Annotated in this window: 12 protein-coding genes; all 12 read left to right on the forward strand. The window is 60.8% G+C overall.

The genetic code is table 11. The features are described 5' to 3' along the window. The first annotated feature begins 68 nt into the window (after positions 1-68). The 12 genes from HMPREF7215_RS07610 to HMPREF7215_RS07665 all read left to right on the forward strand — a co-directional run bounded on the left by HMPREF7215_RS07610 (position 69) and on the right by HMPREF7215_RS07665 (position 12242). Positions 69-404: a histidine triad nucleotide-binding protein gene (locus HMPREF7215_RS07610; protein WP_009165204.1), complete on the forward strand. Its 336-nt coding sequence runs from the start codon at positions 69-71 to the stop codon at positions 402-404. A gap of 38 nt (positions 405-442) precedes the next feature. Continuing rightward, positions 443-622, forward strand: a complete 180-nt coding sequence (gene rpsU / locus HMPREF7215_RS07615) for a 30S ribosomal protein S21 (protein ID WP_009165205.1) — start codon at positions 443-445, stop codon at positions 620-622. Between the two features lie 6 nt (positions 623-628). Continuing rightward, a complete protein-coding gene (locus HMPREF7215_RS07620; RefSeq protein ID WP_009165206.1) occupies positions 629-1084 on the forward strand; it encodes a GatB/YqeY domain-containing protein in 456 nt (151 codons plus the stop codon). A gap of 104 nt (positions 1085-1188) precedes the next feature. Further along, entirely contained in the window at positions 1189-1701 is a 513-nt protein-coding gene (gene nrdR, locus HMPREF7215_RS07625) for a transcriptional regulator NrdR (protein WP_040550884.1), read from the forward strand. 115 nt (positions 1702-1816) lie between these two features. Then, a complete protein-coding gene (gene pgsA / locus HMPREF7215_RS07630; protein WP_009165208.1) occupies positions 1817-2389 on the forward strand; it encodes a CDP-diacylglycerol--glycerol-3-phosphate 3-phosphatidyltransferase in 573 nt (190 codons plus the stop codon). 93 nt (positions 2390-2482) lie between these two features. Further along, a complete protein-coding gene (gene secA / locus HMPREF7215_RS07635; RefSeq protein WP_009165209.1) occupies positions 2483-5272 on the forward strand; it encodes a preprotein translocase subunit SecA in 2790 nt (929 codons plus the stop codon). Positions 5273-5281: 9 nt separating this feature from the next. Next, the gene (locus HMPREF7215_RS07640) at positions 5282-7099 is read left to right on the forward strand and encodes a hypothetical protein (protein WP_009165210.1); all 1818 of its coding nucleotides are present in this window, start codon (positions 5282-5284) and stop codon (positions 7097-7099) included. Positions 7100-7134: 35 nt separating this feature from the next. Continuing rightward, entirely contained in the window at positions 7135-8814 is a 1680-nt protein-coding gene (gene argS, locus HMPREF7215_RS07645; RefSeq protein WP_009165211.1) for an arginine--tRNA ligase, read from the forward strand. A 2-nt stretch (positions 8815-8816) separates the two neighbouring features. Further along, positions 8817-9125 carry a hypothetical protein gene (locus HMPREF7215_RS07650; RefSeq protein WP_009165212.1) on the forward strand — a complete coding sequence of 103 codons (309 nt, stop codon included), beginning with the start codon at positions 8817-8819 and terminating at the stop codon, positions 9123-9125. 374 nt (positions 9126-9499) lie between these two features. Beyond that, complete coding sequence (locus HMPREF7215_RS07655) at positions 9500-10819, forward strand: amidohydrolase (protein WP_040550905.1); 1320 nt, start codon at positions 9500-9502, stop codon at positions 10817-10819. A 42-nt stretch (positions 10820-10861) separates the two neighbouring features. Continuing rightward, positions 10862-11737: a DUF3100 domain-containing protein gene (locus HMPREF7215_RS07660; RefSeq protein WP_040550886.1), complete on the forward strand. Its 876-nt coding sequence runs from the start codon at positions 10862-10864 to the stop codon at positions 11735-11737. 13 nt (positions 11738-11750) lie between these two features. Beyond that, positions 11751-12242: a hypothetical protein gene (locus HMPREF7215_RS07665; protein WP_009165215.1), complete on the forward strand. Its 492-nt coding sequence runs from the start codon at positions 11751-11753 to the stop codon at positions 12240-12242. The last annotated feature ends 104 nt before the right edge of the window (positions 12243-12346 follow it).

Here is a 12346-nt window from a genome sequence, read left to right on the forward strand (position 1 = left end):
GTCGATAATTGCCTATTGTCGGAAGCAGTTCAAGAGTGATAAAATAATCGCTATGCGAGGTGACGACGATGGAATCCTGTCCGTTTTGCGCAATCGTGCAGAAGCGGCTTTCCGCGGAGATCGTGTACGAGGATGAGAATGCCTTGGCTTTTCGCGACATCAGGCCGCAGGCGCCCGTTCACGTGCTGATCGTGCCGAAGGAGCATGTCGATTCTGTCGACGAGGTACAGGATCCCGCCCTCTGGGGCCGGCTGATGCCGGCCGTCAAGGCGACGGCGGCGAAGCTCGGCGTGTCCGGCGGATACCGGCTCGTCGTCAACTGCGGCGAATCTGCTGGTCAGACAGTCCCCCACCTTCATATCCATTTACTAGCGGGGCGAGGGCTCCAATGGCCCCCGGGTTAAAAGTTTGATGCAGGTGGAGCAGAAAGGAGGGAATTGTTTTGACGACAGTCGTTAGAAAAGACAACGAATCGATCGAAGACGTCCTTCGTCGTTTTAAGAGAGACGTCTCCAAAGCGGGAGTCCTTCGCGAGGCCCGTAAGAAAGAACACTACGAGAAACCCAGCGAGGCGAGAAAGCGCAAGCGCCAGGAACTCTCTCGCAGAAAAGTCAGGGGATAAGCAGCCGTGAGCGCGTTAGCCGATCGGGTCTCCGCCGATCTGAAAGCGGCCATGAAAGAGCATCGGGAGCTCGAGCTTTCCGTGTTCCGCATGCTCAAGGCCGAACTTCAGAAATTTCAGGCTGACAAGGGCGTCAGCTACGAACTGAGCGACGACGACGTGATTTCCCTCGTCGGCCGCCTGGTGAAGCAGCGCCGGGAAGCGGCGGAGCAGTACAAGGCGGCGGGCGCGGACGACCGCGCCGAGAGCGAGCTCGCCGAGATCGAAGTCCTTGACGCCTACCTTCCTGCCCAGCTCAGCGCCGAGGAAGTGGAGGCGCTCGTCCGCGAAGCGGCCGTCGAAGTCGGCGCCGCCACGCCCAAGGACATGGGCAGAGTGATGAAGGCTGTCATGCCGAAGTTGAAAGGCCAAGCTGACGGCACGCTTGTCAAGGACGTGGTGATGCGCGTCCTGCAAGGTTGAGTATTGCTTGAAACGGGTCTGGAGTTTTCCTCCGGATCCGTTTTTTTTGAAGGCGTTGCAAAACGAGTTTCGGATTGATCGAAGGAAAGGAGTTGTCGGAATCGATGAGATGCCCTCAGTGTGGTTCCATGGAGACCCGCGTGATGGAAACGCGCACCGCCGAAGAGGGGCGCACGATCCGCCGCCGCCGCGAGTGCACGGCCTGCGGGTTCCGCTTCACGACCTACGAACGCGTGGAAGAGCGAAAAGTGCTGTGGATCTCCAAGAAAGACGGCCGCCGCGAGGCCTTCGACCGCAGCAAGCTGGTCCGCGGCATCAGCCGCGCCTGCGAGCGCCTTCCCATTTCCCTCGACACCATCGAGGACATGGCCGCCCGCATCGAAACGCGCCTGCGCGAAAGCGGCGACGAAGTTTCCAGCATGGCGATCGGCGAACTGGTCATGAAAGAGCTGGCCGAGATCAACAAAGTGGCTTACGTGCGCTTCGCTTCGGTATACCGCGAATTCACCGACCTCTCCAGCTTTCAACGGGAAATCGCCAAGCTGGTCTCCCGCGCCGGGCAGCCGGAAACAGCCGGCGAAGAGAAAGAGGAGAAGAAAAACTCCCCGAAGAAGTGAAATTTTCCGTCCTTAATGCGCACAGATCGGTCTTTATGTGAGATAATGAACCGGTTACACCGACAAAAACGTCGTCGCGGCTTTTCCTGCGGCGAAAAGGAGAGAGAGTCCTGCTATGCGTTCTCTGAACGTTCCCAACCTCTTGAGCCTGTCGCGCATCTTTTTGGCTCCGTTCGTGATGGTTCTGCTGCTGTACACGCGCATCGGCCGGGGCATTCCTTTTCTCAGCGCTTACGGCCTTGACCTGACCTACAGCGACCTGCTGGCCGGTCTGGTCTTTATTATTGCGGCGCTGACCGATACGGTCGATGGTTACATCGCGCGCAAGAAAGGGCTGATCACCAATCTCGGCAAATTCATCGACCCGCTCAGCGACAAGGTGTTGGTCATGGCTGCCCTGATCGCGCTGCTGGAGCTGCACCGCCTCAGCGGCTGGATGGTGATGATCATCGTCGCCCGTGATTTCATGGTCAGCGGCCTGCGCATGGTGGCCGCGGCCGAAGGGCAGGTTATCGCCGCGTCGCGGCTCGGCAAGCTGAAAACTGTTTCTCAGATCGTCGCCATCGTGATGATGATCTTCAGGATCCCCTATGCGATCTACGTGATGTATTTCAGCATCGTGCTCACCGTCTGGTCGGGCGTCGTCTACGTGGCCAACGGCTGGGAACTGATCACCGACGCTGACTGATTTCGCAAATATCAAGGCTTGCCTGTGCGGCCTTTGTGAAAAAATACGTTCCGGACTCGCGTCACCCGGTCTTTTACGAGAGGTGGAAAGTTTATGTTCGAATCACTGAAACGCGCCATGGGGCTCGATCCCAACGAAAACGCCCTGAAGCGCTACCGCAGGAAAGTCGAAGAGATCAACGCTCTGGAGCCGAAGATCCAGGCCATGAGCGACGAACAAATCCTGGCCCGCGCTTTGGAGATCAAGTCCGACATTCGCGGCGGCGCCGAACTTGACGGGCATTTGGCGGAAGTTTTCGCGATGGCCCGCGAGGAAGCGAAACGCAAATTGGGGCTGCGCCCCTTCGACGTGCAGCTGATCGGCGCCATGGCCCTGAACGACGCCAACATCGCCGAGATGAAGACCGGCGAAGGCAAGACGCTGGTCGCGCCGATCGCCGTGATCCTCAACGCCTACAAGGGCGAGGGCGTGCACGTGGTCACCGTCAACGACTATCTGGCCCGCCGCGACGCCAACTGGATGGCGCCGCTGTACGCCGCCATGGGGCTGAGCGTGGCCGTGATCTACGCTTTCATGGATCCCGAAGAGCGCAAGAAAGCCTACCGCGCCGACATCACCTACGGCACGAACAGCGAGTTCGGCTTCGACTACCTGCGCGACAACATGGTGCTTCAGGCCGACGAGATGGTGCAGCGCGGCCATTCCTACTGCATCGTCGACGAAGTGGACTCCATCCTCATCGACGAGGCCCGCACGCCGCTGATCATCTCCGGGCCGTCAGAGGACGACACCGGCGCCTACATGAAGGCCGACCAGATCGCCACGCAGCTCAAGGGCGTATTCAAGGACCCCAACGAAATCGAAGTGCACAGCTTTCTTCTCGACGACAAAGACCGTCCCGAGCCGGACGGAGATTTCGTCGTCGACGAAAAGGAAAAGACCGTCGTGCTCACCTCGAAGGGCATCGCCAAGTGCGAGCAGCTTCTCAAGACGCCCGGGCTGTTCTCCGACATGGCCCATGCCGACATGGCCCACAAGATCAATCAGGCGCTCAAGGCCCATTATCTGTTCAAGAAAGACGTGCATTACGTCATCAAGGACGGCGAGATCGTCATCGTCGACGAGTTCCGCGGCCGACTGATGTTCGGCCGGCGCTTCTCGGACGGGCTGCACCAGGCCATCGAGGCCAAGGAACACGTCAAAGTCGGCAAGGAAAGTCAGACCCTCGCCACCATCACGATCCAGAATTACTTCAGGATGTACAAGAAGCTGGCCGGCATGACCGGGACCGCCGCTACCGAGGCCGAAGAGTTCAAGGACATTTACCATCTCGGCGTCGTCGTCATTCCCACCAACAAGCCGGTGATCCGCAGGGACTGGCCGGATCAAGTCTACCGCACCATGGACGAAAAGTTTACGGCCGTGGTCGAGGAGATCGAAAAGATCCACGCCGCCGGTCGCCCCGTGCTGGTCGGCACCGTCTCCGTGGCGGTCTCCGAGCACGTCAGCAAGCTGCTGCGCGCCCGCCGCATTCCCCATCAGGTGCTGAACGCCCGCTACCACGAGAAGGAATCGGCCATCGTCGCTCAGGCCGGACGCTTCAACGCCGTCACCGTCGCCACCAACATGGCCGGCCGCGGCACCGACATCCTGTTGGGCGGCAATCCCGACTTCCTCGCCCGCGAGGAGTACCGCGCCAAGAATCTCGACCCCGCGAAAGACGCGGAAAAGTGCGCGCTCATCCTCGAGCAGATGAAGGCCCTCTGCGCCGCCGAAAAGGAAAAAGTGCTCGAACTGGGCGGACTCTGCATCCTCGGCACCGAGCGCCACGAGTCGCGCCGCATCGACAATCAGCTGCGCGGCCGCGCCGGCCGTCAGGGCGACCCCGGCAGCTCGCGCTTTTATCTGTCCCTCGAGGACGACCTGCTGCGGCTGTTCGGTTCGGACCGCATCGGCGGCATGCTCGACAAGCTCGGCATGGAAAAAGGCGAGTCCATCGAGCACCCGCTCCTGACCCGCGCCATCGAAAACGCCCAGAAGAAAGTGGAAATGATGCACTACGACGTGCGCCGCCAGCTGCTGCTCTACGACAACGTCATGAACCAGCAGCGCGAGGCCGTCTACGCCGAACGGTCGACGATCCTCGGCGATCCGGAGATCCTCGAGCACGCCCGGGAGATCGCCGTCAGCAACGTGGACGACATCATCGACGCGGCCTTCCCCGAGGACAAGGAAGCCAACCCCGTCTACGCCGCCAACAAGCTGCGCGGCATTTACTGGCCGGGCATCGAAAAGGCGCTGGCCGGCGCCGACGACCGCCGCAACGTCATGCCCGCCGTCGAGAAGATGAAGGAAGAGATCTCCGCCCGCTTCGACGAACGGGTCGACAGGCTCGAACCGGCCGTGGCCGAGGGGCTGTTCCGTTTCATCGCCCTGCACGTGCTCGACGGCGCCTGGAAAGAGCACCTGCTCGGCATGGACGTGCTGCGCCAGGGCATCGGCCTGCGCGCCGTCGGGCAGAAGGACCCGCTCATGGAGTACCAGTTCGAGTCCTTCAATCTCTTTCAGGAGACCATGGCCCACGTGCGCGAACAGATCACGCAGCTGTTTTTCCGCGTCGCCATCGTCTCCGACGAAGACCGCCTGCGCCGCGCCGCTCCCGCCGCGATGAGGGAGCACCGCGGTTCCGCTCCCGCTCCGTCGAAGGCGGCGGCCGAGGAACTGGATTTCAATCCGCAGAACTCGCGCGGCAACTACTTCGCGAACTACGGCGCAGGCGGCGAACGTCCCCAGCCGGTGCGCGTCAAGAAGGTCGGACGCAACGATCCCTGCCCCTGCGGCAGCGGCAAAAAGTACAAAAACTGCTGCGGCAGAAACCTCTAGGAGGCGGTCATGAAAAAGTTTGCTCTCGCGTTGCTTCTGGCGCTCTGCCTGCCGGCGGCGTCCCTGGCGCTGCCCCTGACCTCGGCGGACATCGCCAAAATGGTGCAGGATTGTCCCACGCTCGAGGAGTACAAAGGCGTCGAGCCCGCGGTGATTTGGAGCCGCAAGCAGCTCTATACGCAGGATTCGCAGGGGCGTGCCGTCAAAAGCACGGCCTATGTGATCCTCTGCGGAGCCACGGCTCGTCTCGGCTGGATTCAGGATCAACTCGTCGCTCCCAACGGCGGGCATATCGAACTCGAACAGGCGGCGATCTTCGATCCCGGCACGGCGGAGCTTTTGCATAACCTTCCTTATGACCGGGATGAACTGGCCGAGCACGGACGGCTTATCGTCAATTTCCCGAAAATGGACGACGTCTATGTGCTCGTGCTCAGCTATCGCCAGACCTTTGCCGAACCGAACGTGATGGAAGACATCGCCTGGCTCGGTTCCGAATATCCCACCTGGGAGGGCAGCGTGCAGATTCGCGTTGCCAAGGATCAGGCGCTGGACTGGGAGTCGAGCACCGACGCCATTCCCACGATCGACGTGGACGAGACGTTTCGCCGTTACGGCTGGTTCTATTTCAAACAGCCGGCCAATCGCGGCATGCGCGGCATGCTTGAAAGCTCCGACCCCTATGTGGTCTTCAGCCTTACGACCGGCCCTGCCACTGCCGTGGCCATGATGCACACCCTTGAGGAGCGTCGCTGGCCCGATCTCCCGGCGAAGTATGTGGTCGGTGAAAGCAGCTCCCGCGACAACGTTCTGAAGACCATCGAGAAGTTCTGGCGCAGCGCCGACCGGCTTCCCGGCCGCGGTACGTGGCGCAGCGCCCGGATGATTCCTGCCGGCGGTCCCTGGACCACGTGGGAATCCATGTACCTTCTGGCGTCCTGGCTGCAGAAACAGGGCTGGAAAGCCGAAGTCTGGTTTCAGCACGTGCTGCCGCAGGACCGCGAATCCATCTCCTGCGCGCCGGCGCTGACCCATCCGGTGTTTCTGCTCAGCGAGCCGGGCGCCCAAAAAAGCTGGTACTACGTGCCCGGACAGCCGGGGGAACCCGGCAAGCTGCCCGTGTCGCTGCGCGGCAAAACCCTTTACGCCGCCGGCGCGAAAAAACTGCGCCGCCATTCGATCGGCGGTACCCGTTTGGAGAAAAACCGCCTTTCCATCGCCTGGAATCTTGACGTCGACGCCGACTGCATCGTCTCCGGCACGGTCGATATCCGCGTGCGCAACAACTGGGTCGAGACGTGCGAGTCGCTGGCGGACGGACGCAAGGATCAGATCTATTCGCTGTTCCCCGGGCTCGAAGGTTGGATCGACCTCGATCAGGATCTCGATATCTCGCCGCTGGGCAGCCAGGGTTTCAAACTGGTTCTGCCCGTCAAGGCGCGGTCCGGCATCGAAGGACAGCAGGGGCTGATGATCGGTCTGCCCTCGATCGCTCCCGGCCCGATGATGCGCCTGCTTGACGTGGCCAGCAGCGCCGTGCTGAAGTATCCCTTCGTGGTGGAGCAGTCCTATCGGGTGCAGCTTCCAAAGGGCTATCGTTCCATGGGGGCGCCGCTCAAAATGGAGCAAGGAAGCATGGTCAGCAGCTACACGAGCCAGTACCGCATCAATCAACGCAAGAATCAGCTCGAGGGCGAAGAGAAGTTGATCCAGTCCTCTGCGCGAGTCGATGTGCCGTATCTGGGCGGCTTCAAACGCGTGATCGAAACGTGGGGCACCTGGAAGGCCGCCGGCCTGGCCTTGATGCCTGTCGGCCGCTCGAAGTAAAAAAATGCATGAAAACGATGGGAGTATAAATTATTATGTCAGACAACACGAGTGCGCTGAAGGCTCTTGTTTGGGGAGCGCTTGAAGCGATCGCAAGGGAAAAGGGCAAGGATCCCGCTTCGCTGGGCGAGCTCCATTTCGAGCGCCCCAAACAGGAGAACCACGGCGACTGGGCGACGAACGCCGCCATGCAGAATTGCAGACCGCTGGGCTGCAAACCGCGCGACCTGGCCGAGGACATCGCGCGCCGCATCGGTTCGGACAGGCGTATCCGCCGCGTTGAAGTGGCCGGTCCCGGTTTCATCAATTTCTACCTGTCGAATCTGTGGATGGGCGATATCGTCAGAGACGTGCTGGCGGCCGGCAGCGATTACGGGCGCGTCGATCTCGGCAAGGGACGCAAAGCTCAGGTCGAGTTCGTCAGCGCCAATCCCACCGGACCGCTCCACGTCGGTCATGGCCGCGGCGCGGCGGTCGGCGACGTGACGGGCAACATCCTTTCGTTCGCCGGCTGGAACGTGGAGAAAGAATACTACGTCAACGACGCCGGCCTGCAGATGAACATTCTCGGCCGCTCCACGCAGTCGCGATATTTCGAGCTGCTCGGGCGTCCCGAGAAGTTCCCTTTTCCCGAGGAGTCCTACAAGGGGCGCTACATCTACGATATCGCTCAGGAAGTGGTCGACGCCCGCGGCGAGGAGTTTCTCGAACGTCCGCTGGAAGAGTCGTTGCCGTTTTTCAGGACTTACGCGGCCGGGCGCATCCTCGAGCAGATCAAGAACGAGCTGGGCGAATTCGGCGTCACGTTCGACAATTTTTTTTCCGAGAAGTCGCTGTACGATCGCGATCTCGTGGCCGCCGCCGTGCAGACGCTGAAAGAGCGCGGACATCTCTACGAGCAGGACGAGGCGCTTTGGTTCCGCAGCACCGAGTACGGCGACGACAAGGACCGCGTGCTGATGCGCTCCAACGGCGTGCCCACGTACTTCACGTCGGACATCGCCTATCACAAGGAAAAGTTCGACCGCGGCTTCGAGCGCGTCATCGACGTGTGGGGCGCCGACCATCACGGTTACGTGCCGCGCATGAAGGCGGCCATCGAGGCGCTGGGCTACGATCCCAAAAAGTTCACGATCCTGCTGATTCAGTTCGTCAACCTGCTGCGCGACGGCGAGCAGGTGAAGATGTCCACGCGCAGCGGACAGTTCGTGGAGCTGCAGGAAGTGGTCAGGGAAGTGGGCGTCGACGCCGCGCGCTATTATTTCCTGATGCGCCGCAGCGACAGCCATCTCGATTTCGATCTCGAGCTGGCCAAGAGCCAGTCGGCGGACAATCCCGTCTATTACGTGCAGTACGCTCATGCCCGCCTGTGCAGCATCCTGCAGAAGGCGGCCGAGAAGGGAATCGCCGTGCCCGGCGTTTCGGCGTTCGATCCCGACGTCATCGCCACGCCCGAGGAAAAACGCCTGTTCACCAAGCTGGCCCAGTTCCCCGAGGAAGTGGGGCGCGCCGCGGCCGACCTCGAACCCCATCGCATCGTCAGCTACGTTTACGAACTGGCGGGCGATTTTCATTCGTATTACAACAACGGCGGCCGCATCCTCGAGGAGTCCGGCGCGCTTCGGGACAGCCATCTGCTGATGGTCGCCGCCATCCGCACGGTGATCGCCAACGCCCTGCGCCTGCTTGGCATCAGCGCGCCCGAGAAAATGTAGCCATGAAACTGCGCTGGGTGGCCTTTTGGGCAGTGGTCGTCATGTCGGCGGCCATGCTCGTCACGTCGGTGCTGAACGAATTCCGCCGGCAGCGGCGCATGGCCGAGCTGATGCAGGAAAAGGTCGAAGCGCTGCGCCAGGCGCAGGACAAGCTGAGCCGCATGCGCGACCGCGTCGAGTTTTTCAAGACCGAAGAAGGTCAGGCCTGGATCGCGCGGGAAAAATTGAACATGGCTTTCAGCGGCGAAGAAATTTATAAGATCGAAGGAGAACTCCCGGACGATGAAAAGTCGGCGCCGGAATCAAAATAGGATTCCCCTTCCCGATCGGACATAAGGGCCCCCAAAAGTCCTGAACGTCTCTCACACGTTCAGGATTTTTGGGGGCCCTTCATCGTATGTGGCTTTCGTTAAAAGCCCTACGGTCTTTCGGCCTTTGGGGAGCGGTAAAGGTGCGTCGAAAATTGATATTATATAAAAATCGATGATCAAAAAATATTAGCGCTTTACAAAATCGTTTTCATGAATATAATATAGCCCAACGCGATTTATTTATTGCGCATGACGGCGGGATCACAATGATGTATGGTTCAGGAGGGGGGATGAACCGAAAATCGGTCCGGCTGGAGCGACGCGCAGCGGAAAACCGCGTTCGCGGAACGCGTGAGGAAAGGGGATTAAATTTCATGACGAAACAGGAACTGAAAGACTTGGCGTGCGGGATCATCGATGGGAATCGCGACCGGATCACGGCGCTGAGCGACAGCGTTTTCGCCGAGCCCGAGACGGGCTGGAAGGAGTTCAAGACGGCGGAGAAGATCAAAAAAGTTTTCGAATCCCTGGGGTACCCGACGGCCGACAAACAGTGCATCACGGGCGTGATCGCGCAGGTCCGCGGCAAGGAAAAGAAGCTGAAGATCTCGGTGATGGGCGAGCTGGACGCACTCGGCGTGCCCGACAGCCCCTTCGCCGATCCCAAGACGGGCGCCGCGCACATGTGCGGGCATCACTGCATGATCGCCGCGCTGTCCGGCGTGGCCTACGCGCTGCACGACCGCCGCGTCATGGACGAACTGAGCGGCGACGTGGCGCTGATGGCCGTGCCCGCCGAGGAGTTCATCGAGATGGGCTACCGCGGCCGGCTGCGCCGCGAGGGGAAGATCAAAATGTTCGGCGGCAAACAGGAGTTCATTTACCGCGGCCTGATGGACGACGTCGACATGATGGTCATGCAGCACACCACGCCGACCGAAGGCGAGCAGGAGACGCCGATCAAGGCCAACGTTGGCGGCACGTCGAACGGCTTCGTCAGCAAGGAAGTTTTTTACGCCGGCAAGGCGGCCCACGCCGGCGGTTCGCCCCACAACGGCGTCAACGCGCTCAACGCGGCCAAGATCGGTCTCGTCGCCATCGACGCGCAGCGCGAAACGTTCCGCGACGAGGACCATATCCGCGTCCATCCCATCGTCACCAAGGGCGGCGATACCGTCAACGTCGTGCCGGCGGACGTGCGCATCGAAACGTATGTGCGCGGCGCCTCCGTCGAGGCGATCCTGGACGCCTCGCGGAAGGTCAACCGCGCGCTGAAAGCCGGCGGTTACGCCGTGGGGGCGGAAACGGTCATCGACGAAGTGCCCGGCTATCTGCCGATGAAGCCGTGCGGCGCGCTTCAGGATCTGATGTACGCCAATCTTGTTCAGCTTTTGGGAGAAAATGCCGTCGGACATTCTGCGCCTCACAGCGGCGGCAGCACGGACGCGGCCGACGTGGCGGCGCTGATGCCCGTGGTCCACGCCTACATCGGCGGCGCGGCCGGAGTGGCGCACAGCAAGGATTATCATATCGTGGACAAGGAACTGGCGTACATCGTCGCCGCCAAGGCGCTGACGATGACGGTGATCGACCTGCTGGCCGACGGCGCCGAGATCGGCCTGAAGATCAGGGCGGACTTCAAGCCCCAAATGACCAAGCAGGAATACATCGACACGTGGGTCAACATGAAATGAGCGCGAGAGGGCGGCAAAATTTTACGTGACGGGGTGAAAAGAATGCAGGATTTCTTCAAGGATTGGAAAGTACATGCGCTGTGCGTCGTCATTGCACTGATCGCCGAGGCTCTCGGCGTAAGGAAGCTGCAGATCACGCCGGCGGTCGGTTTCAGTCTGTTCCCGATGCTGTACGCCATGGCCGTCGGCATCGTCATGGGAGCGTGGAAGCTCTTTTCGCTGGAGACGATGAAGCAGGCGTCGGCCTATACCACGATTTCGGTCATGTTCCTGACGGCGAAGGTCGCCTCCGACATCGCTCCCGGGCTTTATAAAATTTATGCGGAAGGCAAACTTGGCGGAACGGCGCTGGCTTTGATCCTGCAAGAGTTCGGCAACATGGGCACGGCGATTCTCGGCGTGCCGGCCGCCGTCTTTCTGTTCAAAATGGGCCGCGCCGCCATCGGCTGCACCGTCTCCACGTCGCGCGAAGGCACCATCGCCATTATCGGCGAGCTGTACGGCCTGGACAGCGACGAGGGGATCGGCGTCATGGGCGGTTATGTGACCGGTACCGTGCTGGGCACGATTTTCTTCGGGCTGATGGCCTCTCTCTGCGCCCGTTCCGGCCTGTTCCATCCTTACGCGCTGGGAGCCGCCTGCGGCGTCGGTTCCGCCTCGATGATGTCCGCCTCGCTTGGCGCTCTGCAAGTTGAATTTCCCGAGATGGCGAAGGACATCCAGACTTACGCCTACACTTCCCAGGCGCTGACGAACGCCGACGGCATGCTGATGAATCTGCTTCTGACGCTGCCCATGACGAATTGGCTGTATGAAAAGTGCGCCGGAATCCGCGGCCTGGAGATCAAAGCGCGGCCTTTGCCCGACCTTGGCGGAGCGGAAGAAAAGATCGAAGCGGAAGACATCGAGGAAAGCTGAGGAGGCGATCGTCATGACCAGAATGTGGATGCTTATGAAAGGCTGGATCGTATCCGGCGTCGTCGCGGCGTTCTGCAACTATGTCTACACGCTGAGGCTGAACGATCCCGCCAGAGTGGTCAGGCCGCTCGAAGCCGCTCCCGGACTGTTGATCTTCCTGGGCATCATCGTGCTGGCCCAGTTGATCTATCAGGGCATGAAGGCCGCCGCTCCGCGCGTGAAGTCCCCCGCGGTCCTGTACATCACGTTCATCGGGATCCTCGTGACGTGGCCGGGGCTGCTTCCCTGCGCCGATTTCGTCAACAGATCGGTCGGCAAAATCTATCTGCTGCCGCTGTGCACGCCGATTTTGGCCTATTCCGGCATCGCCGCCGGCAAGGATCTGAAGACTTTTAGGGAACAGGGCGCCGCCATCGTCCTGACCACGCTCGTCGCTCTGGTGGGCACGTTTGTCGGCTCTGCGATTATCGCCCAGCTGGTCATGAAATGGACCGGCGTGTTTTAAAGAAAATGCTTTTTGGAAAAACAGCCCGCCGCCCGATGGAATTTCGGACGGCGGGCTGTTTCGACGGGACGGATTTTTTATCCCCGTTTTCGCGGAGACGAAAG

The sequence above is a fragment of the Pyramidobacter piscolens W5455 genome (assembly GCF_000177335.1).
Taxonomy (GTDB): Bacteria; Synergistota; Synergistia; order Synergistales; family Dethiosulfovibrionaceae; genus Pyramidobacter; species Pyramidobacter piscolens.